Raw genomic sequence first — 21,073 nt, 5'->3', positions numbered from 1 at the left:
GAAACGAGGAAGTGCCATGTCGATCGATTTCGAGATTCCGGCCGAAGCCAAGGCGATCCGCGAGAAGGTCCGCAAATTCGTGCACGACGAGTGCATCCCCGCCGAAAAGGAACTCGACACCAAGCCGCTCACCGAGGTGCTGGGCCCGCTGCGGAAGAAGGCCCGCGCGCAGGGCCTGTGGTGCCCGTTCGTGCCCAAGGAATACGGCGGCATGGGGCTCGGCCCGTTGGCCAACGCGCTGGTGCAGATGGAGCTCGGCGAAAGCATGCTCGGCGCGCTCTCGATGAACACGCAGGGGCCCGACGACGCCTCGATGATGACCATCCTGGCGCATGGCACGGAGTACCAAAAGGAGAAGTTCCTCAAGCCGCTTCTCAATGGCGAGAAGCGCATCTGCTTCTCGATGACCGAGAAGGCCGCCGGCGCCGACGCCACCGGCATGCAGACCACCGCCGTAAAGGACGGCAACGAGAATTACGTCCTCAACGGCGAAAAGTGGTTCTCCTCGTCTGCGAGCGTCGCCGACATGGCGCTGGTGATGGCCAAGACCGATCCGAATGCGCCGCGCCACAAGCAATACTCGACCTTTATCGTCGAGCTGCCGAATCCCGGATATCGCATCAAGCGCAACATCGCGAATATGGCGATCGAGGGCCCACATGACGACGTCATCCATGGCGGCCATTCCGAGATCGAAATCAAGGACCTGAAGGTATCAGCGGACAATCTGCTCGGCGGCGAGGGCAACGGCTTCAACATGGGCCAGCACCGCCTCGCCTACGGCCGGCTGCGCCATGGCATGCACAACGTCGCCAAGGCGCAGCGCGCGCTCGACATGGCCGTCGCCCACATCACCAAACGCTCGACCTTCGGCCAGTTGCTGGCCGACCGCCAGGGCGTCCAGTTCATGCTCGCCGATTGCGCGAGCGAACTCTATATCGGCCGGCTGATGCTGCTGCACATCGCCTACAAGGCGGAGAAGGGCCTCGACATCAGGCAGGAAAACTCGATCGCCAAGATCTTCCACGCCCACATGGTGCACAAGGTGATCGACACCGCGATCCAGCTCCACGGTGCGCTCGGCTTCAGCCAGGATACGCCGCTCGCGAAGTGGTACACCCAGGTGCGCTCGCAGCGGCTGGTCGACGGTCCCGACGAGGTGCACAAGTGGAAGATCGGCAAGAACGTCATCAAGGCGTTCCGCGAGCACGGGACGACGGCGAGCGCGGCGGGCGGGGATTTGCTCTGACCGACTGCGTAGGGTGGGCAAAGGCGCGTTTGCGCCGTGCCCACCTTCACGAGCAGTGCAAGCAGTGGTGGGCACGCTGCGCTTTGCCCACCCTACGGCACCGGGCTAGCCGTTCCGCTCCGCTTCCACCGCCTGCCACGCAATGTCGCGGCGGCAGAAGCCGTCGGGCCATTTGATTCGGTCGACCGCCTGATAGGCGCGTTCTTTCGCTTCAGTGACCGTCTTCCCCATCGCGGAGACATTCAACACGCGTCCGCCGTTGGCAAGGATCGCGCCGTCCTTGGCCACCGTGCCGGCATGGAAGATCTCGACGCCCTCGACTTTGGCAGCGTCATCCAACCCATCGATCCGCGTGCCCTTGGCGTAATCGCCGGGATAGCCCTTCGCCGCCATCACCACCGTCAGCGCTGGCTCCGGATACCAGCGCAGATCGAAATGCTTCAGTTGTCCGTCGCAGGCAGCGAGGAATGCCGGCACGATATCCGACATCATCCGCAGCATCAGCACCTGGCATTCGGGATCGCCGAAGCGGACGTTGTACTCGAACAGTTTTGGGCCCTGCTCCGTCAGCATCACGCCGGCATAAAGTACGCCCGCGAACGGCGTGCCGCGGCTCTTCATCCCGGCGACCGTCGGCAGGATGATCCGCGCCATGATCTGGTCGTGGATTTCTGGCGTCACGAACGGCGTCGGCGAATAGGCGCCCATGCCGCCGGTGTTCGGCCCCTCGTCGTGATCGAACACGCGCTTGTGGTCCTGGGCGGTCGCGAGTGGGATCGCGGTGTCGCCGTCGCAGAGCGCGAAGAAGGAGATCTCGCGGCCCGACAAGAACTCCTCGATCACCACCTCGGCGCCGGCCGAGCCGAACGCGCCGTCGAACATCATGGCGATCGCGGCCTCGGCTTCAGCCAGCGTCATCGCCACCACGACGCCCTTGCCGGCGGCAAGCCCGTCGGCCTTGACCACGATCGGCGCGCCCTGCGCACGGACATAGGCCAGCGCGCCGTCGGCATTGTCGAACCGGCGATAGGCGCCGGTCGGAATGTTGAATTCGTTGCAGAGGTCTTTTGTAAATCCCTTGGAGCCCTCGAGCTGGGCGGCCTGCTTGCGCGGCCCGAATGCCTTGATACCGACGGCCGTGAGATCGTCGACGATGCCGGCCGCCAGCGGCGTCTCAGGCCCGACCACGACCAGATCGACGGCGTTGCGCTTGCAGAATTCGATCACCGCCGGATGGTCGGCGACATCGAGCGCGACGCATTCGGCCTCGCGCGCGATCCCGGCGTTGCCCGGCGCGCACCACAGTTTCGTCAGCAGCGGAGACGCCGCGATCTTCCACGCGAGAGCGTGTTCGCGGCCGCCGGAACCGAGCAGGAGGATATTCATCGGATGCAGGCTCGAAAGGCTGTGGGACCCGTGTCGGTTCGCACGAATCCCCGCTGGGCCGCAAGGGCCGTTCCGCCCCATTCCCCGGCATTCCTAGGGCGATTTGCTTACGCCTGTGGCTTGCCCGCGATGATGATCTCCTGCAGCGTCGCGACATGGCGGGCGAACGCGCCGCGGCCGGCGGCGGTGGCCGTCACGGTGGTTTGCGGCTTCTTGCCGACAAAGGCTTTCTCAACCGAGACGTAGCCGGCCTTGGCCAGCGTCTCGATATGAGCGCCGAGATTGCCGTCGGTCGCGCCGGTCAGCTTCTTCAGCCGCGCGAATTCGAGCCCGGTCGTGGCCGGCAGGGCGTTGAGTGCTGCCATGATGCGCAGCCGCAGCGGCTGGTGGATGATCTCGTCGAGGTCGGCCATCGCGCTAGATCCGGCGCATCCAGAGACCGCCGGCGACGAGCCCGCCGCCGTGGGCGACCGCCATCCACAACAAGAATGCTGGCCCGATGCAGTAGTAGCCGATCAGCGTCAACGCCGTTGTGCACGCCGCGATCACGATGAACGCGTAGCCGAACCAAAGACCGGCAATCGCATAGAACATCATGCCATAGAGGGTCCAGAACACGATCATCTGGCGCGGGCCGAAATGGCCGAGGAGAATTGTGCAATAAAGACCGAACACGCCGATGATCACGAAGGAGATCGTGGAGCGGATTGGAAAATTGCCGGCCCCGGAGCGGCGGTTGACGAAGAAGCCGACTGAGCTCGATATCACGAGGCCGCCGAGATCGACGATCGTCCAGATCGTATAGCCCTGCTGCGGCCAGAGGTAATTGGCGATATAGCCGATGAAGACCAGCACGCCCCACAGCGTGATGATGAGGCTGGCAATCTCGTAAATCCGCGATTGGCGAACGCGCTGGACGACGTCGTTGATGTCGTCGAGCGCCGCGCTGGCCTGCTGGCTGTCGATCATGACGGCACTCCGCTCTGCTCGACCAGCCTCGTGGAAGCGGACTGCGCTTCCGGTGGCGGACGATATTTTCCGATCAGGACATAAGCGATCGCCATCGTCACGATCGACAGGACGAGTGCCGCGAGCCCGATCTGTCCGCGCGTCGTCAGCGGCACAAGGCGCACCACGATTTCGGTCGATGCCGCCGACATCAGCGACACATACGACCAGGCGATGAAGTAGTAGTGTTTTCTTCTCCAATTCGCGGGCCGCGGACTGCGCAGCAGCGGAACGATTGCCGCCACGATGCAGACGAAGTTCACGATCGCGCCGACGTGGAACAGGTTGAAGCTGCCGCTGAATTGATAGACCAGCATCGCCGTCCCGTCGGCGACCAGCATGGCGTAGACGAAGAGATAGCCGCGCGCCCGATGGCCGGCGCCTCGCTTCGGGCGCAGGAACTGGATCAGCCCGACGCCGATACACAGCACCGCCAGGATGGTGTGAATTGCGCCAGCCGCGGAATGGACGAGACCTGCCAGCGTCAGATGCGGCGTCATGGATATGCCCTCCAATCACTTCGCTCCGTTTATAGAGAACTCTGTATCATAGAGTATATGGACAAACAAGGCCTCGCATGGCGATGCGGCGCAAAAGCCCCTACGTTGCGCTGAAGCACACATCAGCCGAATCGCCTGGAAATGACTGCAGCGCCAAATCTCGTCAACGCGCCCGAATTCACCGTCTCGGAACTCTCCTCGGCCCTGAAGCGGACGGTGGAGGACCGCTTTGGCCATGTCCGCGTCCGCGGCGAGATCTCCGGCTTCCGCGGCCCGCATTCGTCCGGGCACTGCTACTTCGCGCTGAAGGACGAGAACGCCAAGATCGAGGCTGTGGTCTGGAAGTTCGCCCACGCCCGGATGCGCTTCAAGCCGCAGGAAGGGCTCGAGGTCATCGCGACCGGCAAGCTAACGACCTATCCGAACTCCTCGAAATACCAGATCGTCATCGACTCGCTGGAACCGGCCGGCGTCGGCGCGCTGATGGCGCTGATGGAGGAGCGCAAGAAGAAGCTCGCCGCCGAGGGCCTGTTCGACGAGGCCCGCAAGCAGCTTTTGCCGTGGCTGCCGGAGGTGATCGGGGTCGTCACCTCGCCGACTGGCGCCGTGATCCGCGACATCCTGCACCGGCTCGAGGACCGCTTCCCCCGCCACGTGCTGGTGTGGCCAGTCAAGGTTCAGGGCGAAGGCTCGGCCGAACAGGTCGCAGCCGCGATCCGCGGTTTCAACGCGCTCCCCGAGGGCGGCCGGATTCCGCGGCCAGATTTGCTGATCGTCGCGCGAGGCGGCGGCTCGCTGGAGGACCTCTGGTCGTTCAACGAGGAGATCGTGGTTCGCGCCGCCGCCGAGAGCCATATCCCGCTGATCTCGGCGGTCGGCCACGAGACCGATATCACGCTGATCGACTTCGTCGCCGACAAGCGTGCGCCGACGCCGACGGCCGCCGCCGAAATGGCCGTGCCGGTGCGCAGCGAGCTGATGGTCGAGGTCGCGGGGCTAGCCCGCCGCACCATGGTATGCTGGCAGCGCAGCCAGGAGGCGCGCCGCAACGAACTGCGCGCCGCGGCACGTGCGCTGCCTGCGGCGAGCGAGTTGCTCGCGATCCCGCGGCAACGGCTCGACCATCTCGGTGCGGCGCTGCCGCGCGGGCTGAAGGCCAACACGCACGCGCATTTCCGCCGCTTCGCCGCCAGCAGCGCGCGGCTGACCATTGGCGTGCTGCGCGGCCAGGTCGCGCATGCGCGGCAACGGCTGACCGTCTCCGGCGAACGCATCAATCTGTCGGCGCGCGCGCTGCTACACCGCCGGCGCGAACGCTTTGCCGGGCTCGAGATCCGGCTGAAGGCCTCGAAACTCGCCAATGCCAAGGCCCAGCGCAACGCGATCGCGCGCGATCTGGAGCGCACCCACCGCCTCGCCGAACGCGCACGCCGGGCACTGACGACCGCGATGCAGCGGCTCGAGGCCCGCGTCACGCATAGCGGACAGCTGCTGTCGGCGCTGTCCTATCGCGGCGTGCTGGCGCGCGGCTTTGCACTGGTGCGCGACGAGCGCGGCCATGCGGTCCACGCGGCTGTCGCCATTGGCCCCGGCGCCAGCCTCTCGATCGAATTCGCCGACGGCCGCGTGGCAGCTACCGCCGACGCCGATCGGCCGCCGCCTACGGCGACGCCCGCGAGCGAGCCCAGGTCGCAGCCGCCACGTGAGGCGAAGACTGCGGTCGCACCCAAGCGCATCGGAAAGCCGATCGATCAGGGCAGTCTCTTTTAGCGCGCCAGCCATTCGGAAACGCGCTTTTGCGCATCCTTGCGCGCGTCGGTGTCGGTGCCGACGTGACCGCGCTCATCGATCGCAACATCGGACGAGGCTGCGATCACATGGAGCGGCAGATTGGCGCGATCGAAGCCGTGATAGGCGTCGGGATAAACCACGATCCTGGCCAGCGCGCTGCGGCCACGGGCGCCGTCGACCATCTGGTGACAGGCCGAGGGTGACGCGACATCGTCGCGACCGCCGATCAGGACCAGCGTCGGCACCCGCGCACTCCAGCCGAGACCGGAGGACGAGCGGCAATCCGGATAGAACGCGATCGCCGAGCGGAAATCCGGCTCGTTATTACGCGACCACATTTGCGGCCGCACCGCCCACAGCAGGGCGGCGGCGCCGTTGCCCCAGCCGACCAGGCTGATGCGATCGTGCGCCACCCATTTCTGCTGCACCAGCCACTGCCGCGCGGCATTGATGTCGGCTACCCGCTCGCGCCGGATCTGGACCTGATGCTCCTTCGTGCGGCATTGCGGACCCAGCTCGCGCGAGCCGTAGCTGTCCGGCAGCAGCACCGCGTGACCCGTGGTCAGCAGCTGCTCGGCCCAGTCGCGATAACGCGGCAGCACCGGCTCGGAGCGGCTGGCGAGGCCGCCGCAGCCATGCAATGCGATAACAACCGGAAACGGTCCATCGCCGTCAGGCCGGAACAGCTGCGCGTGCAGGGTGACATTGCCGTCGGAGATCTCGACCTGTTGCGGGGCCGGCAGAGGTGCTGCGGCCGCAAGCGGCGCGGCGAGCATCGTCAGAAAAATCAACGCTGACTTGAGGCGCATCCGGTCCGGCCGTCTCGCTATGGTGCTGGATCCACCGCGAACCATTTCTGCAACGCTATCATGTGCTTCCGCCGCCAAATCATCACAAGTCGGTGGTTTAACGGGCGGACACGACATCCTATCTGTGATAGACGGTTTCATGAACATCCAGTAAGCCTCGCGCGAGGCAAGTGTCGTAAGAGGACAATCGGAGCTCAATCGTGCTGAACAAGTTCGGTCCCTCGGGCCATGGCGAAGCGCAGGTGCAATATCTCGACGGCGATTTCCGCGTGATCTCGCCCGGCACCTATGTGCGCTGTGCGATCACGGATGCGCGGATTCCGCTCGACGAACTGAAATACTGGAGCGTCGACCTGCAGGAGGCTTACGCCGTTCCAACCGCGGTGCTGCAGCGCCATTTTCCCGGCGCGCTCAAGCCGCAAGGTTAAACTCAGCTGCGCCATCTCCCGTCCCTCGCCTTGAACAGCTGATCGGTCACGAAACGCCGCAGTGCGGCGGTGTCTTCGAACTGCAATGTCACCGCGAACGGCACGATCGCCTGTGCCCAGGCCGGCACGCCGTCCGCGCCACGCAATCGTGCAAGATCCTTTTCCGTGGTCACCAGCGTCAACCCGTCACGCGCAGCCTCCGCGACGAGATCTTCGATCTCACCTTTCGTAAAGGCATGATGATCGGCGAAGGCCTTGCCGCGCACGACCTCGAGGCCGCTGGCCCGCAGCGTGTTGAAGAAGCGCGTGGGATCGCCGATGCCGGCAAACGCAAGTACGCGCTTGCCGTTCAGCGCGGCGAGCGAGGTCTCGTCGGGCTTCAGATGCGCCGACAGCACGGGCTTGCCGCGGGCCGCGATCTGGGCCGCGACCTTCTGAGCGGCCGGCCCCTCGCCGACGACGATCAGCGCGTCAGTGCGCTCGAGCTGCGGCCGCAACGGCGCGCGCAACGGCCCCGCCGGAATCACCCGGCCATTGCCGAGGCCGCCCGTGCCGTCGATCACGATCAGCGAGGCATCCTTGATGACAGCTGGATTCTGGAAGCCGTCATCCATCAGGATCACGCTTGCGCCTTGCGATCGCGCCAGCGCGACGCCCTCGGCGCGGTCGCGCGAAATCACGACCGGCAGCGTCGCCGCCATCATCAGGGGCTCGTCGCCGACATCTGATGCGGTGTGTCTGTCGGGATCGACCTTGACCGGCCCATGCAGTCTGCCGCCATAGCCGCGGCTGAGCACGACCGGCCGTTCCTCAAGCTCGCGCAACAGCTTTGTCAGCGCCAGCACCGTCGGCGTCTTGCCGGCGCCGCCGACGTGATAATTGCCGACGCAAAGCACGGGAATTCCGGCATCGACGCCGACGCGCTGCAGGCGCTGCGCGGCGACCGCGCCGTAAAGTGCGGCAAGTGGTCTCAACAGTTGCGATGTCCAAGACGACGGCCGGTGCCAGAAGGCCGGCTCACGCATTGGCGGCTCCCATCTCGAGCCGCAACTGCAACAGATAGGGCTCCAGTGCCGCAAGCGTGCGCTCCAGCGCACCGCCGAGCTGCTCGACGACACGTTCCGACGCCGCCAGCGATGCCGCACGCGCCGCAGGATCGGCGAGGAACTGGCCGAGCTGCTTGACCAGCGCTTCCTGGCCATCGGCGCGCCTGGCGCCGGCGGCCCGATCGAGCGCGTCATAGACGTCGGTGAAATTGAAGACATGCGGACCATGCACGATCGCGGCGCCGAGCTTCACCGCCTCGATCGGATTTTGTCCGCCATGCTCGACCAGCGAGCCGCCCATGAACACGATCGGGGCCAGCCGGTAAAACAGGCCGAGCTCACCCATGGTGTCGGCGACATAGATGTCTGTGGTCGCGACCGGCAGGTCCTCGTGCGAGCGCAGGCCGGGGCGCAACCCGGCGTCCGTCACCAGCCGCGCGACCGCTTCGCCGCGATCGGCATGGCGCGGCACGATCACGGTCAGCAATCCTGGGAAGAACCCCGAGAGCGTCTTGTGCGTCTCGATCAGGATCTCTTCCTCGCCCGGATGGGTGGACGCCGCAACCACGATCGGGCGGCCGCGCGTCACCGACATCAGCCGCCCCAGCTTGGCTGGATCCGCGGGCGGCGCCGCGACGTCAAGCTTGAGATTGCCCGTGGTGATAACGTTGCGGCCGCCGAGCGTGGCAAAGCGCTCGCCATCGGTATTCGACTGCGCGAGGCACAGCTCGAAGCGTCCGAGCAGCGCGGAGATCGTGTTGGAGACCCGGCGCCAGCGCGGGAACGAGCGCTGCGACATCCTCCCATTGATCAGCACCATCGGCAGCCGCCGCGCGGCACTCGACAGGATCAGGTTCGGCCACAAATCGGACTCGATGAACAGCGCCAGCGATGGCTGCCAGTGATCGAGGAACCGCGCGACATAGCGCGGCGAGTCGTACGGCACGTATTGATGGATGACGTCGGGCGGGAAACGTTTGGCAACGATCGCCGCCGAAGTCACCGTGCCGGAGGTGACGAGAATGCGCAAATTAAGCGCGCGCAAGCGTTCGATCAGCGCTGCGGCCGCCAGCACCTCGCCGACGCTCGCGCCGTGAATCCAGACCAGCGGACCATGCGGCCGGACATCGTCGCTCATGCCGCGCCGCTCGCCGACCCGTTCGGGATCTTCCTTGCCGAGCTTAAGCCGTCGCTTGATCAAGGCAGGCGCCAGCGGCACCATCGCGAACGACAGCTTGCGGTAGACGCGCAACGTCATCGGGAGCGAGCTAGTCAAGCGCTGCCTCCGGTCGCCCGACGGCTGCATAGGCACGCCGGGTCGCCTCGTTCAGAAGGAACTCAACGTGCTGCCGAAGCTTTTCCATGGTTTCGGCATCGGCATCGGCTGGCACGTGAACCGGCTCAATACCTACCACTGCGCCGCGTCCGAATGGCAAATTGATGGTCGTGGAGTCCCAGTTTTTCAACCGGACGAACCGGCTGGTGACCATCGCAAGCGCCAGGATCGGCCGGCCGGTCTCCCGCGCCAGCATGATGGCCCCAAGACCAGCCACCCGCGCTCGCTTCGGCACGTCGGCCGTGGTCGCGACGTTCCAGCCATCTTCCAGCGCCCGGCCCATCTCCATGAAGGCGCCGACGCCGCCCTTGCGATGGAACGCGCCGGAATGGTCGCCGGAACCGCGGATAGTGCCGATGCCGAGCCGCTCGGCCGCGATGGCGTTGAACTCACCGTCGCGGTGGCGGGAGATCAGCACCTTCGCGCGATAGCTCTCCTTGATCCTGATGAACGGCGTCATGAAGTGCTGGCCGTGCCAGAACACGAAGATCGCCGGCATCATCGGCTCGACCTGCGCGTAGACATCCGGCGGGTCGTAGACAAATCGGTTGGTGAGCCAGACCAGCCGCAAATACTCGGCCGCAAGCACACCCAGCGCGCGCTGCACGACGCGGCTGCGCAGCAAATCGCGAAACAGGCGTTTCAATGGGAGTGCTTTGCATCCTGCTCGGGGTCGAGCAACCGGTGGAGGTGGACGACGAAATAGCGCATCTGGGCGTTATCGACGGTCTGCTGCGCCTTCGCCTTCCAGGCCGCATAGGCGGTCGCATAATTCGGATACACACCGACGATCTCGACCTCGTCGAGATTCTTGAAGGTGTTGTGTTCCAGATCGGTCAACTCGCCGCCGATCACGAGGTGGAGCAATTGCGGCTGGGCATTGTCTGACATGATGGATCTTTCCTAACGAGATGCCCGGCAAGCAAATTGGGTCACGGTGTTCGCAGTTCTGGTCGCAAGAGTTCTGGTCGCAGCAGTCGGATGCGCGGCGCGGATCGGGGTGGCCTCATGGCAATGGACGGTTGCGAAAATGCTCGACAATGCGTGCATGACGATCGCGTCCCGCTGCCACCAGCACCCCATGCGTCACCTCCCGGCGATTGTACTCAATCGCATCCCCCGAGAGCGCAGTCATCTTACCATCCGCTTCCTGCACGATCAAATTCGCGGCGGCAAGGTCCCAGTCGCGGCTTTGCCCGCCGGCAAAGGCGGCGTCAAGGCTGCCTTGCGCGACCCGGCACAGCCGCAGCGCCAGCGATCCGATCCGCGGGAACAGCGTGATCTCGTCCGATGTGTCGCTTAGCCGCTGCACCAGCGGCTTCGGCCCCGCCATGCGCGGGAAATCGAAACCGGTCCCTGCGGTGGCGTGCACGGCGAGGTCGTTGCGGGTGGCGCCCTGCCCGCGCGCGGCGAAGAAGAACTCTTCGGTCGCGGGCGCATAAACCGCCGCGAGCACCGGCACTGCATTTTCAACCAGCGCCACACTAACGCACCAGTCCTCACGGCCCGCGAGATAGGCGCGGGTGCCATCGATCGGATCGACGATCCAGGTCAGCCGCTTGCGAAGCCGCGCCTCGTCATCCGCGCTCTCCTCCGACAACCAGCCGTAATCCGGCGTTGCGGAGCGCAGCCGCGCCTCGAGCAAATCGTTGACCGCGATATCGGCTTCGGAGACAGGCGACGACGCGCCCTTGATCCAGTTCTTCAGCTCGGTGCGGAACAGCGATAGCGCGAGGCGGCCCGCCTCCTGCACCGACCTGGTCAGCAAAGCGGCGTCGCGCGCCTTAGTCCAGTCGTCCGTATCAGCGTCCGCCAAGCGTCAGTCCCTCGATGCGCAACGTCGGCGCGTTGACGCCGTAGCGGAATTCCAGGTCATTGGCTGCGACCAGCGACTTGAACATCGGCAGCAAATGGCCCGCGATCGTCACCTCGCTGACCGGATAGGTGATCTCGCCGTTCTCGATCCAGAACCCCGACGCGCCGCGGCTGTAGTCGCCGGTCACACCGTTGACCCCGGATCCGATCAGATCGGTGACATAGAATCCCTGCTTGATGTCGGAGATCAATTCCTTCGGCGTCGCCGTGCCGGGCTCGAGATGCAGATTATAGGTTCCCGGCGACGGCGAAGAGGACACGCCGCGATGGGCATGCCCGGTCGTGACCAGGCCGAGCTCGCGTGCCGTCGCGGAGTCCAGAACCCACGTCGTCAGCACGCCCTCGTCGATCAGCGCAATCTTCTTCACCTTGACGCCCTCGGCGTCGAAGGTCTGCGAACGCAGGCCGCGCCGGCGCAACGGATCGTCGATGATGCGGATATCCTTCGAGAACAGCTGCTCGCCGAGCCGGTCCTTCAGGAAAGAGGTCTTGCGCGCGATCGAGGCGCCGTTGATGGCGCCGACCAGATGGCCGACGATCGATCCCGCAGCCCGCGGATCGAACACCACAGGCACCTTGCAGGTCTCGACCTTGCGCGGATTGGACCGCGCCACCGCGCGCTCGCCGGCACTGCGGCCGACGGACGAGGGTGAATCGAGATCGGAGGCATGCGGCGCGCTGGTGAAATCATAGTCGCGCTCCATGCCGGTCCCCTCACCGGAGATCGCGCTCGTCGAGATGCCGTGGCTAGACCGCAAATAAGAGCCGTGGAAGCCCGTCGATGTCACCAGCACCATGCCGCCTACCCCGGTCGAGGCCGATGCACCGCCGGATTTGCTGACGCCCTTGACCGCGAGCGCTGCGGCCTCCGCCTCCATGGCGCGCTGCTCCAGTTCGGCTGTGGTGGGAACCTTACGGTCGAGCAGATCGAGATCGGGAAAATCACGCGCATGGAGCGCCGGATCAGCGAGGCCGACATATTTGTCGTCGGGCGCCACGCGCGCCATCGCGACCGCCCGCTCGGCGAGCTTGGCGACCCCGTCGCCGCTGACGTCATTGGTCGAGACCACCGCCTGGCGCTGGCCGACGAACACGCGCAATCCGACATCGTCGCCTTCCGACCGCTCGGTCTCCTCGACGCGGCCGTCGCGCACCTCGACGCCCTGCGAGACACCGCGCACCGCGACCGCGTCAGCCGCATCGGCACCGGCGCGCCTGGCGGCTTCGACCAGGCGCTGCGCGAGCTCGCTTAAGGCGGATTGGTCGAACAGATCGGAGGGATCGCCGTGTCGCGACGACGATGCAGATGGTGAAGGGTTCACGAACAAATTCCTGCGGATTGGACGGGGGAGCGGAATGAGGCCGACAGACCCACCAGATGTGCCGGATTCACAAGGATTTCAAGCGCTTTACTCGGGCAATTGGCAAACATTCTCGGCATCACGTCAAGGCTTCGTCAATCATGCGGGCCAACGTCTTGTCAATCATGCCTGCAGACACAGCTCCGGTGAGATCGGGTTAACCAGGCTTTTTAAGCCGAAACGGAAATCGCTCGGCTAAGGTCTCACGCATCGACCGGGAACATAATCCCGGCGGGGAGATAAATCGGTGAGGCGTCAAACACCAACAAGCGGAATCAATTCCGCCGGGTCGAGCTGCGCATTGCGGCTCGACCCTCTTTCCCTTCCGCTCAGCTTCCATGCGCAGGATTTGCGCGCGGATGGCGGGACGCGGCAGATCGAGCTTCATCGCGAACGCGTCGTGCTGCGCCGTGCCATCAAGGGCATGCGGATGGCCGTCAATGTTCGCGTCAGCGATTTCCTCGGCATCGCAGTGCGCGGCATCGACGATGCGCAGATGCTGGTGCTGGTTCACCGCGATCCCTCGCTCGCCATTCCACTCGGCACCAGCTCCGACGCCGAGGAGCTCGCGCAGGCCTGGCAGATGTGGAGCGACATCTTCCGTCTTCCGCAACTGACCGAGCAAGCGCCACGCGAACCGGCCCCGCGCCGCCGCCGCCGCAACGCCATCCGTGCCCGCCGCCCGAAATTCCTGGTCCGCCGCCGCGCCGGCTTTCGCCTCAATGAGGCAAGCGTGCATCAGGGCGAGCGCGAGATCATCGCGCGGGATTGAGCTGCGCCGGTTCGTCGCGCATTGCGACCCAACAACCGCCGTCGTCCCTGCGAAAGCAGGGACCCATAACCACAGGGTTGTGTTGTTGAAGTGAGCTGTGGCCCCAGCGCTGCAAACCAATCCGCATTCGTGGCTATGGGTCCCTGCTTTCGCAGGGACGACATAGAATTTGTTGCACGGTTCGTGAGCCGGGTGCCGATCGCACCCACGAGCCCGGTACAACAAGGAGCCTGAGCTGCGTGCTCACCTGACGCACGATCTTCACGCGGCGCGCAGCAGCGCGTCGACCACAAGGCCTGCAAACAAGATCAACCCTGCCACGCGATTGGACCAGAAGATGCGCCCGCAGAGCGCGGGATCGCTGATGTCGAGCCGCCTGATCTGCCAGGCCAGTTGAACGGCGAACGCCGCGAGGCCGGTCCAGGCCGGCCAGCGCACGCCGGCGAGCGCGAACGCCACGCCGATCAGCAGCACCGCAAGGCCGTAGAACACCACGAGCGCGCGATGGGTGCGGGCACCGAACAGACGCGCGGTGGATTTGACGCCGATCAGCGCATCGTCCTCGGTGTCCTGATGGGCATAGATGGTGTCATAGCCGATCACCCAGGCGATCGATCCGGCATAGAGCGCAAGCGCGGTTACATCGATCCGTTCGAGCGTCACCGCAAATCCCATCAGGGCGCCATAGGAAAAGGCGAGGCCGAGCACGACCTGCGGCCACCAGGTGATGCGCTTCATGAACGGATAGATCGCGACGATCACCAGCGATGCGATGCCGGTCAGGACAGCAAAGCGGTTGAACTGCAGCAGCACCACGAGACCGAGCAATGCCTGCAGGACCATGAAGGCCAACGCCTGCATCACGGTCACCTGCCCGGCCGGGATCGGCCGCGACCGGGTGCGCTCGACCTTGGCATCGAGATCGCGATCGGTGATGTCGTTCCAGGTGCAGCCGGCACCGCGCATCACGAAGGCACCGATGAAGAACAACAGGACGACCAGCGGCAACGACCTGACGTCATGCGCGACACCGGCGGCGAGTGCCGCCGACCACCAGCATGGCATCAGCAACAGCCACGATCCGATCGAGCGATCGAACCGCGCGAGCCGCAGATAGGGCCGCGACCATGCCGGCGCGTGCGTATCGACCCAGTTGCCTGTGGAATCGGCAACGCGGGTGGAGACGTCGCTCACAGCAGACAGATCATCAGGTAACGGGTCATCGGGTGAGAACGTTGCCGTTCAGCGTATCGAAGGTGCTGCCGCCCTTCTTCGTCGCCGTCGCCTCGGGCAACGCGGCGGACGACCCCAGCACGTCGCTCAGCGACGGACCTGCCGGCCCGCGCGGCTGCGACGCCGCCTGCTGCGCGACGGTGCAAACCTTCTTCTGCAGAGCTTCCGTATTCTTGTGACCGGCCTTGAGCTGGTCGCCGATCTGCGGCGGGATCCCGCATTTGCTCGAGTTGGTCTCGACATACTTGATCATCTTGACTTCGGCCTGGCTGTAATTGCCGATCAGCTTGCAGGCCTCGTCCGGACCGGCATGCCGATCGCTGGCGGCCTTGATCGCCTTGCCGCGCTTTTCAGTCTCCTCGCGCAGCGGAACGAAGTTTTTCATGCAGGCCTCGTCGGGGCCACCTGCCGCAGGTCCTGGCGGAGGCGGCGGCGACGAGAGGGCGCCGCCGGCGATGGGCGCGGCACCGTTGGTCGGAAACGCCGAGGGCGTCGTGCCGACTCTGGACGCAGGTGCACCGTTGACCGGCGGAAACGCGGGGTCGGCGGCAGCGGCGGTCGAGGCCTTGGCGGCCGGTGCGCCTTTGACCGGTGGAAACGCAGGATCGGCGGCGGTGCCGGCCTGACCGGGCAACGGGGCCGGAAATGCGCTCTGGGCGGCGGCCTGGCCTGCGGACAGGGCGGTCGCGGCAATGGTCAGCACAAGCAGGCGGCGGATCATCGAGGGTGGTTCTCCGGCAAAGGTCCAGGCAACCCCGGCGGCTTCCGTACGAAGCAACGAAATGAGAGGGGCGTTTTACGATTCCTGAGACGCCTTAACAACCCGTGGATTTGGGCGACAGCGCGGCGTAGAGCCACGTCGCCACATTAAATTGTTCCCGGATTGTAAGCCTTTAGGCTACGAACAACGGCAAAACGGATCATTATATGCCTGAATTCGACTTTCGCGCGCCACGGCTGTTCGTCGACGCGCCCTTGGGCGCCGGCCAGACGGTCGAGCTGGACCGTAACCAGAGCAACTATCTCGGCAACGTGCTGCGGCTGGCCGCAGGCGACACCGTGCTGGTGTTCAACGGCCGTGACGGCGAGTGGCGCGCGGAGATCGGCGGCCGCAAGCGGGCCGATACGCTCGCAATCACTGCGCAGACCCGCGCGCAGGATCTGCTCCCCGACATCGCCTATCTGTTCGCGCCGCTGAAGCATGCCCGGCTTGATTACATGGTGCAGAAGGCGGTCGAGATGGGGTGCGCGCGGCTACAGCCGGTGCTGACGCGGTTTACCCAGGTGTCGCGGGTCAATGGCGAGCGGATGCGCGCAAATGTGATCGAGGCGGCCGAGCAATGCGGCATCATCTCGCTCGCCGAGGTGGCCGATCCTGTGCCGCTCGACCGCTTGCTGGCGAGCCGGGACCCGGCGCGGCTGCTGGTGTTCTGCGACGAGGCCGCCGAGGTCGCCGATCCCGTGCAGGCCTTGCGGGCGGCAACGGCTGCCAATGCCGGGATCGATGTCCTGATCGGCCCGGAAGGCGGCTTTGCCGAGGAGGAGCGCGCACTGCTGACGCGCCAGCCGAACATCCTCCGGCTCGCGCTCGGACCGCGGATCCTGCGGGCGGACACGGCCGCGGTGGCGGCGCTGGCATTGGTGCAGGCAGCGCTGGGGGATTGGCGGAAGAGTCAGTAGCCCGGATGCAGCCAACGGGTCGCGTGAACGCGCGCCCGATGACAGGCTCCGCGAGATCCGGGACACTTCGTGCCGTCGACCGACCCGGATTGCGCTGCGCTCCATCCGGGCTACGGGTCCGGGGCGACATCTTGCCCTAGCCAAGCCGTCGTAAAATCGTTAACGAACACAATCATTAAGCCACTTGGCCGTTCCCTGTCGAAACCCCGGTTCGGCCGTGGTATTGGCTGCGCCAATTCAACTTGGAACTGGTGCCGGAACCCGAATTTCCGGCCGTTTTGGACCTTGAGATGACCGAAGCTGCCGCAACACGCACGCCTCAATCCGCCGGAGGGTCAGCCAACGGATCGGCCTCCTGGGCGGATGCGCTGCTGCTGTCGTTTGCACAGGCCGGTTACCTCCGCGCCGAGCCCGGCATCCTGCAGCCGGCGGAGCCGTTCCTCGACCTCTCCGGCGAGGACATCCGCAAGAGCCTGTACCTGACGACGGACGCCACCGGCGAGGAGCTCTGCTTGCGCCCGGACCTCACGATCCCCGTGGCGCGCGACTACCTCGCCTCCATCAGGGCCGGCCAGCCGGCCGGCTTCAGCTATCTCGGTCCGGTGTTCCGCTATCGCGGCGGCGCCGCGAGCGAGTTCCTGCAGGCCGGCGTCGAATCGTTCGGCCGGCAGGATCGCGCCGCGGCCGATGCCGAGATGCTGGCGCTGGCGCTGGAGGCGACCACGGCGTTCGGGGTGACCGATGTCGAGATTCGCACCGGCGACGTCGCGCTGTTCAATGCGCTGATCGATGCGCTCGAGCTTTATCCGGTGTGGCGGCGGCGGCTGATCAAGGATTTCAACCGCAAGGTCTCGCTGACCGACGACATCGAGCGGCTGACGCTCAAAACCGCGCCGGGCCGCAACGAATATGAGGGCGTGCTTGCCGCGCTCGCCGGCTCCGACCGCAAGGCGGCGCTGGCGCTGGTCACCGACCTGATGTCGATCGCCGGCACCACCAACGTCGGCGGACGTTCGGTTGCCGAGATCGCCGATCGCTTCCTCGAACAATCCACCCTTAAGGCCGGCGCGCTGCCGCGTGACGCGGTCGAGATCATCAAGCGCTTCCTTGCGATCGCAGGTGACCCTGACGATGCGATCGCGCAGCTGCGCGCGCTCGCCGGGGACGCCAAGCTCAATCTCGGCGCCGCGATCGACCAGTTCGAAAGCCGCGTCGGCTTCATGGCCGCGCGCGGCATCGACACCCACCGGACGCGGTTCTCGACCTCGTTCGGCCGTGGCCTCGACTATTACACCGGCTTCGAGTTCGAGCTGCACGCCAAGGGCAACGGCGCCGAGCCGTTGGTCGCGGGCGGCCGCTATGATGGATTGATGACCCAGCTCGGCTCGGCAACCCCGATCCCCGCGGTCGGCTTCTCGGTCTGGATCGAAGCCTTGACGCAACATGGCAAGCCCGCGACCAAGGGAGGCGCGGCATGAGCGCGCCCTTCGTCGTCGCCGTTCCCTCCAAGGGGCGGCTGCAGGAAAATGCCGAAGCCTTCTTTGCCCGCGCCGGGCTGACGCTGGCAAAGCCGGGCGGCGCGCGAGACTATCGCGGCACCATCGCCGGGCTCGACAATGTCGAGATCGCCTATCTCTCGGCGAGCGAGATCGCGGCCAATCTGGCGCGCGGCGCCGTGCATCTCGGCGTCACCGGCGAGGATCTGGTGCGCGAGAGCATCGCGGATGCCGACAAGCGCGTGCTGCTGATCGAGAGCCTCGGCTTCGGCAGCGCCAATGTCGTGGTCGCGGTGCCGCAGGCCTGGATCGACGTCCGCACCATGGCCGATCTCGACGACGTCGCCTCCGGCTTCCGCGAGCAGCATAATCACCGCATGCGGGTCGCGACCAAATACATCAATCTGACGCGCGGCTTCTTCGCCAAGCACGGCGTCGGCGACTACCGCATTGTCGAGAGCACCGGCGCGACCGAAGGCGCGCCCGCGGCCGGCACCGCCGAATTGATCGTCGACATCACCACGACCGGCGCCACACTGGCGGCGAACGGGCTGAAGGTGCTCGACGACGGCGTGATCCTGCGCAGCCAGGCCAATCTCGTGGCATCGAAGGATGCCGACTGGTCGAACGGCGCGCGCGAGACCGCACGCGTCATCCTCGACCACATCGCCGCGCGCGCCCGCGCCAGCAAGCATCGCGAGGTCCGCACCCGCTTTGCCGGCTGCAACGATGCACTCCTGACCGAGGCGCATAATCGCTTCGGCGTGGTCGCGCCGTTCGGCGGGCCGACCTCGTCGGGCATGCTCACGCTGCACTGCCCACCCGGCAAGCTCTACGCGCTCGGCAGCTTCCTGCGCGACCACGGCGCCGACACGGTGTCGGTGGTGTCGCTCGACTACGTGTTCGACCGCGAGAACCCGCTGTTCGCCAGGCTCGAGACGTTCCTGCGACAATGAGTCGTCAGTGTCGTTCATCCTGGCGACAGATGGCGCCCGGTACCATATTCTGTCCCGAAGCGTTTTCGAGCGAAGTGGACACCGGTTCGCGTGAAGAAAACGCGTTAAAACAAGAATCGAGCACTTTTGGTTCTGATTCAATCAGAACCGAAAGTGCTCTAGAGTACTGATGAGACCTGACCGATGACGCTCGGCTCCGATGTTTCCGGCCTGACCACGACCGCGGCCAATGCTGCGGTGCGAGGGCTGTCGATTGTCGTGCCCGTCTACAATGAGGCCGCCGGGCTTGTCGCGCTGCACCAGCGGCTGGTCGAGCTCGCCAAAACTCTGCGTAACCGCTACGGCCTTGCCTGCGAAGTGGTCTATGTCGACGACGGCAGCCAGGACTCGACGCTTTCGATCGCGCGCAGCCTGCCTGCAGAAGCGCTCGACGTCCAGGTGGTGTCGCTGTCGCGCAATTTCGGCAAGGAGGCGGCGCTGATGGCCGGCCTCGACCACGCCCACCGCGGCGCGGTGCTGTTCATGGACGGCGACGGCCAGCATCCGCCTGATCTGGTGGAGCGGCTGGTCGCGCACTGGATCGATGACGGCTACGACGTGGTCTACACCGCGAAGGCCAACCGCGACAATGAATCGGCGACACGGCGGCTTGCGGTGCGCGGCTTCTATTCGCTGATCAATTGGGGCGCACGGCAGAAGATCCCCGCGGATGCCGGCGACTTCCGCCTGCTGTCGCCGCGCGCGGCCGCAGCCTTGCGGCAATTGCCGGAGCGCAACCGCTTCTTCAAGGGCCTGGCAAGTTGGATCGGCTTCAAGCAAATCCGCGTCGACTACGAGCCGGCGGCGCGCGCGCATGGCGTCACCACCTTCAATGCCGGCCGGCTGATCGGCCTCTCGATCGAGGGCCTGACCTCGTTCTCGGTGGCGCCGCTGCGCTTCGCCAGCCTGCTCGGCGCGCTGCTCGCGGGCGCGGCGTTCCTGTTCGGTCTCTCGATCCTCTGGGAGGTCTGGACCACCGGCAAGCAGGTCCCTGGTTATCCGTCGCTGATGATCGGCGTGATGACGATAGGCGGTGTGCAGCTGATCATGATCGGCATCGTCGGCGAATATATCGGCAAGATCCTCTCCGAATTGAAGGCGCGGCCGATCTACTTCGTCGCCGAACATAGCGAGAAGCGCGCCGGCGAGGAAACCGCCGCAACCGCGACCGAGCGGACCGCGGCCGAATGAACGGCGCAGCACCGCCATGCCGGATCTGGCTGTGTGCTGACGACTACGGCTTAAGTGACGGCGTCAACCGCGCGATCCGCGACCTGATCGAACGCGGCCGGCTCAATGCGACGTCGGTGATGATGGTGACGCCTGCGATCGGCCGCGATGCCGCGGCCGCGCTGCAGGCCTCAGTCGCAAAGAGCCCACATTGCGCGATCGGCCTGCATGTGACGCTGACCGCGCCGTTCCGGCCACTGACGCTGCATTTCCGCCCGCTCGACGGCGATATGTTCCTGCCCTTCCCGAAGCTTTTGCGCAGCGGGCTGTTGCGGCGGCTCGATGCCGAGCGTGTGCATGTCGAGGTGCTGGCGCAGCTCGACACCTTCAAGGAGCTGTTCGGGCGCGCGCCCGATTTCGTCGACGGCCATCAGCACGCACAACTCTTCCCGCAGGTGTGCGACGGATTTCTGCGCGCGGTGAAGCAGCGCGCACCGGAGGCGTGGGTGCGCCAGGGCGGGCTCAATTTGCCGCTCACGCAGCGGATCACCGGGCTCAAGACGCTGCTGCTGGATGTGCTCAGCACGCAATTCCGCAACAAGGCGAGAAGGCTCGGCTTGCGGTTCAATCCGACCTTTGCGGGCGCCTATGACTTCACCAGGGAGCCCGATTTCGGCCCGCTGATGCGCGGCTTTCTGAAGGGCCTGCCGGAGGACGGGCTGGTGATGTGTCACCCCGGATTCGTCGACGAGACGCTCCGAAGTCTCGATCCGCTGACGACGCAGCGCGAGAAGGAATATGCCTATCTCGCAAGCGACGATTTCGCCGCGCTGCTCGCCCTGAACAATGTTACACTGGCCTGAATTCGTTCATAAAAATCATCCGGTCGTTTTGTCGCATACATAAATTTAATTCGCCCGCCCACTCCTTGCGCCACA

22 protein-coding genes are annotated in these 21,073 nt (G+C 65.5%); 9 read left to right on the top strand and 13 right to left on the bottom strand.

All coding sequences use genetic code 11. From position 1 onward, the window contains the following. Window positions 1-16 precede the first annotated feature (16 nt). On the top strand, window positions 17-1,249 hold the full coding sequence (locus UP09_RS14795) for an acyl-CoA dehydrogenase family protein (RefSeq protein ID WP_044538920.1): 1,233 nt from the start codon (window positions 17-19) through the stop codon (window positions 1,247-1,249). 105 nt (window positions 1,250-1,354) lie between these two features. On the opposite strand, the gene purD is transcribed toward UP09_RS14795, so the two are convergent. From purD to UP09_RS14775, 4 genes are all read right to left on the bottom strand, one after another. Then, window positions 1,355-2,635 (bottom strand): phosphoribosylamine--glycine ligase, encoded by a 1,281-nt coding sequence (gene purD, locus UP09_RS14790; protein WP_044538919.1) that lies wholly within the window; start codon window positions 2,633-2,635, stop codon window positions 1,355-1,357. Between the two features lie 107 nt (window positions 2,636-2,742). Continuing rightward, window positions 2,743-3,048 carry a winged helix-turn-helix domain-containing protein gene (locus UP09_RS14785; RefSeq protein WP_044538918.1) on the bottom strand — a complete coding sequence of 102 codons (306 nt, stop codon included), beginning with the start codon at window positions 3,046-3,048 and terminating at the stop codon, window positions 2,743-2,745. A 4-nt stretch (window positions 3,049-3,052) separates the two neighbouring features. Then, on the bottom strand, window positions 3,053-3,604 hold the full coding sequence (locus UP09_RS14780; RefSeq protein WP_044538917.1) for a hypothetical protein: 552 nt from the start codon (window positions 3,602-3,604) through the stop codon (window positions 3,053-3,055). Beyond that, the gene (locus UP09_RS14775) at window positions 3,601-4,143 is read right to left on the bottom strand and encodes a DUF2306 domain-containing protein (protein WP_044538916.1); all 543 of its coding nucleotides are present in this window, start codon (window positions 4,141-4,143) and stop codon (window positions 3,601-3,603) included. Before UP09_RS14775 ends, UP09_RS14780 begins: the two co-directional genes overlap by 4 nt. Before the next feature lie 141 nt (window positions 4,144-4,284). Here UP09_RS14775 and xseA point away from each other — a divergent pair, with 141 nt between their 5' ends. Continuing rightward, entirely contained in the window at window positions 4,285-5,913 is a 1,629-nt protein-coding gene (gene xseA / locus UP09_RS14770) for an exodeoxyribonuclease VII large subunit (RefSeq protein WP_044538915.1), read from the top strand. Here xseA and UP09_RS14765 read toward each other — a convergent pair. After that, window positions 5,910-6,743: a dienelactone hydrolase family protein gene (locus UP09_RS14765; protein WP_044538914.1), complete on the bottom strand. Its 834-nt coding sequence runs from the start codon at window positions 6,741-6,743 to the stop codon at window positions 5,910-5,912. The two genes, xseA and UP09_RS14765, sit on opposite strands and share 4 nt — an antisense overlap. A gap of 200 nt (window positions 6,744-6,943) precedes the next feature. Here UP09_RS14765 and UP09_RS14760 point away from each other — a divergent pair, with 200 nt between their 5' ends. Then, the gene (locus UP09_RS14760; protein ID WP_044538913.1) at window positions 6,944-7,171 is read left to right on the top strand and encodes a DUF2093 domain-containing protein; all 228 of its coding nucleotides are present in this window, start codon (window positions 6,944-6,946) and stop codon (window positions 7,169-7,171) included. Between the two features lie 2 nt (window positions 7,172-7,173). Here UP09_RS14760 and lpxK read toward each other — a convergent pair whose 3' ends face one another. The 6 genes from lpxK to UP09_RS14730 form a co-directional block, all read right to left on the bottom strand. After that, entirely contained in the window at window positions 7,174-8,196 is a 1,023-nt protein-coding gene (gene lpxK / locus UP09_RS14755) for a tetraacyldisaccharide 4'-kinase (protein WP_044538912.1), read from the bottom strand. Then, the gene (locus tag UP09_RS14750; protein ID WP_044538911.1) at window positions 8,189-9,523 is read right to left on the bottom strand and encodes a 3-deoxy-D-manno-octulosonic acid transferase; all 1,335 of its coding nucleotides are present in this window, start codon (window positions 9,521-9,523) and stop codon (window positions 8,189-8,191) included. The genes lpxK and UP09_RS14750 overlap by 8 nt, the downstream gene beginning before the upstream one ends. Further along, window positions 9,486-10,199: a lysophospholipid acyltransferase family protein gene (locus UP09_RS14745; protein ID WP_044538910.1), complete on the bottom strand. Its 714-nt coding sequence runs from the start codon at window positions 10,197-10,199 to the stop codon at window positions 9,486-9,488. The genes UP09_RS14750 and UP09_RS14745 overlap by 38 nt, the downstream gene beginning before the upstream one ends. Next, complete coding sequence (locus UP09_RS14740) at window positions 10,196-10,444, bottom strand: DUF4170 domain-containing protein (RefSeq protein WP_044538909.1); 249 nt, start codon at window positions 10,442-10,444, stop codon at window positions 10,196-10,198. Before UP09_RS14740 ends, UP09_RS14745 begins: the two co-directional genes overlap by 4 nt. A 115-nt stretch (window positions 10,445-10,559) precedes the next feature. After that, window positions 10,560-11,369 carry a 3'(2'),5'-bisphosphate nucleotidase CysQ gene (locus UP09_RS14735; protein ID WP_044538908.1) on the bottom strand — a complete coding sequence of 270 codons (810 nt, stop codon included), beginning with the start codon at window positions 11,367-11,369 and terminating at the stop codon, window positions 10,560-10,562. Next, complete coding sequence (locus UP09_RS14730) at window positions 11,356-12,750, bottom strand: TldD/PmbA family protein (protein ID WP_044539181.1); 1,395 nt, start codon at window positions 12,748-12,750, stop codon at window positions 11,356-11,358. Before UP09_RS14730 ends, UP09_RS14735 begins: the two co-directional genes overlap by 14 nt. Window positions 12,751-13,036: 286 nt before the next feature. Between UP09_RS14730 and UP09_RS14725 the strand changes: the two genes are divergently transcribed. Next, window positions 13,037-13,561, top strand: a complete 525-nt coding sequence (locus tag UP09_RS14725; protein ID WP_044538907.1) for a DUF6101 family protein — start codon at window positions 13,037-13,039, stop codon at window positions 13,559-13,561. Window positions 13,562-13,822: 261 nt separating this feature from the next. Here UP09_RS14725 and ubiA read toward each other — a convergent pair whose 3' ends face one another. Beyond that, on the bottom strand, window positions 13,823-14,755 hold the full coding sequence (ubiA, locus tag UP09_RS14720; protein WP_044538906.1) for a 4-hydroxybenzoate octaprenyltransferase: 933 nt from the start codon (window positions 14,753-14,755) through the stop codon (window positions 13,823-13,825). A 25-nt stretch (window positions 14,756-14,780) separates the two neighbouring features. Next, on the bottom strand, window positions 14,781-15,515 hold the full coding sequence (locus UP09_RS14715) for a hypothetical protein (protein WP_044538905.1): 735 nt from the start codon (window positions 15,513-15,515) through the stop codon (window positions 14,781-14,783). A gap of 206 nt (window positions 15,516-15,721) precedes the next feature. On the opposite strand from UP09_RS14715, the gene UP09_RS14710 reads away from it, so the two are divergent. From UP09_RS14710 to UP09_RS14690, 5 genes are all read left to right on the top strand, one after another. After that, entirely contained in the window at window positions 15,722-16,474 is a 753-nt protein-coding gene (locus UP09_RS14710; RefSeq protein WP_044538904.1) for a 16S rRNA (uracil(1498)-N(3))-methyltransferase, read from the top strand. 290 nt (window positions 16,475-16,764) lie between these two features. Beyond that, window positions 16,765-17,952, top strand: coding sequence for an ATP phosphoribosyltransferase regulatory subunit (locus UP09_RS14705; protein ID WP_044539180.1), 1,188 nt, complete (start codon window positions 16,765-16,767; stop codon window positions 17,950-17,952). Further along, entirely contained in the window at window positions 17,949-18,926 is a 978-nt protein-coding gene (gene hisG / locus UP09_RS14700) for an ATP phosphoribosyltransferase (protein ID WP_044538903.1), read from the top strand. Before UP09_RS14705 ends, hisG begins: the two co-directional genes overlap by 4 nt. Window positions 18,927-19,109: 183 nt before the next feature. Then, window positions 19,110-20,156 (top strand): glycosyltransferase family 2 protein, encoded by a 1,047-nt coding sequence (locus tag UP09_RS14695; RefSeq protein ID WP_044538902.1) that lies wholly within the window; start codon window positions 19,110-19,112, stop codon window positions 20,154-20,156. Next, window positions 20,153-20,998: a ChbG/HpnK family deacetylase gene (locus tag UP09_RS14690; RefSeq protein WP_044538901.1), complete on the top strand. Its 846-nt coding sequence runs from the start codon at window positions 20,153-20,155 to the stop codon at window positions 20,996-20,998. Before UP09_RS14695 ends, UP09_RS14690 begins: the two co-directional genes overlap by 4 nt. Window positions 20,999-21,073 lie beyond the last annotated feature (75 nt).

Origin of the sequence: Bradyrhizobium sp. LTSP885 (assembly GCF_000938305.1) — a bacterium.
GTDB lineage: Bacteria > Pseudomonadota > Alphaproteobacteria > Rhizobiales > Xanthobacteraceae > Bradyrhizobium.
The sequence above is the reverse complement of the archived record's forward strand: the minus strand, read 5'-3'. Positions and strand labels throughout refer to the sequence as shown.

Bases quoted from the DNA above. Each gene is read 5' to 3' on its own strand.
- UP09_RS14795 (WP_044538920.1), top strand. From the start codon at position 17: ATGTCGATCGATTTCGAGATTCCGGCCGAAGCCAAGGCGATCCGCGAG.
- purD (WP_044538919.1), bottom strand. From the start codon at position 2,635: ATGAATATCCTCCTGCTCGGTTCCGGCGGCCGCGAACACGCTCTCGCG.
- UP09_RS14785 (WP_044538918.1), bottom strand. From the start codon at position 3,048: ATGGCCGACCTCGACGAGATCATCCACCAGCCGCTGCGGCTGCGCATC.
- UP09_RS14780 (WP_044538917.1), bottom strand. From the start codon at position 3,604: ATGATCGACAGCCAGCAGGCCAGCGCGGCGCTCGACGACATCAACGAC.
- UP09_RS14775 (WP_044538916.1), bottom strand. From the start codon at position 4,143: ATGACGCCGCATCTGACGCTGGCAGGTCTCGTCCATTCCGCGGCTGGC.
- xseA (WP_044538915.1), top strand. From the start codon at position 4,285: ATGACTGCAGCGCCAAATCTCGTCAACGCGCCCGAATTCACCGTCTCG.
- UP09_RS14765 (WP_044538914.1), bottom strand. From the start codon at position 6,743: ATGCGCCTCAAGTCAGCGTTGATTTTTCTGACGATGCTCGCCGCGCCG.
- lpxK (WP_044538912.1), bottom strand. From the start codon at position 8,196: ATGCGTGAGCCGGCCTTCTGGCACCGGCCGTCGTCTTGGACATCGCAA.
- UP09_RS14750 (WP_044538911.1), bottom strand. From the start codon at position 9,523: ATGCAGCCGTCGGGCGACCGGAGGCAGCGCTTGACTAGCTCGCTCCCG.
- UP09_RS14740 (WP_044538909.1), bottom strand. From the start codon at position 10,444: ATGTCAGACAATGCCCAGCCGCAATTGCTCCACCTCGTGATCGGCGGC.
- UP09_RS14715 (WP_044538905.1), bottom strand. From the start codon at position 15,515: ATGATCCGCCGCCTGCTTGTGCTGACCATTGCCGCGACCGCCCTGTCC.
- UP09_RS14710 (WP_044538904.1), top strand. From the start codon at position 15,722: ATGCCTGAATTCGACTTTCGCGCGCCACGGCTGTTCGTCGACGCGCCC.
- UP09_RS14705 (WP_044539180.1), top strand. From the start codon at position 16,765: ATGACCGAAGCTGCCGCAACACGCACGCCTCAATCCGCCGGAGGGTCA.
- hisG (WP_044538903.1), top strand. From the start codon at position 17,949: ATGAGCGCGCCCTTCGTCGTCGCCGTTCCCTCCAAGGGGCGGCTGCAG.
- UP09_RS14695 (WP_044538902.1), top strand. From the start codon at position 19,110: ATGACGCTCGGCTCCGATGTTTCCGGCCTGACCACGACCGCGGCCAAT.
- UP09_RS14690 (WP_044538901.1), top strand. From the start codon at position 20,153: ATGAACGGCGCAGCACCGCCATGCCGGATCTGGCTGTGTGCTGACGAC.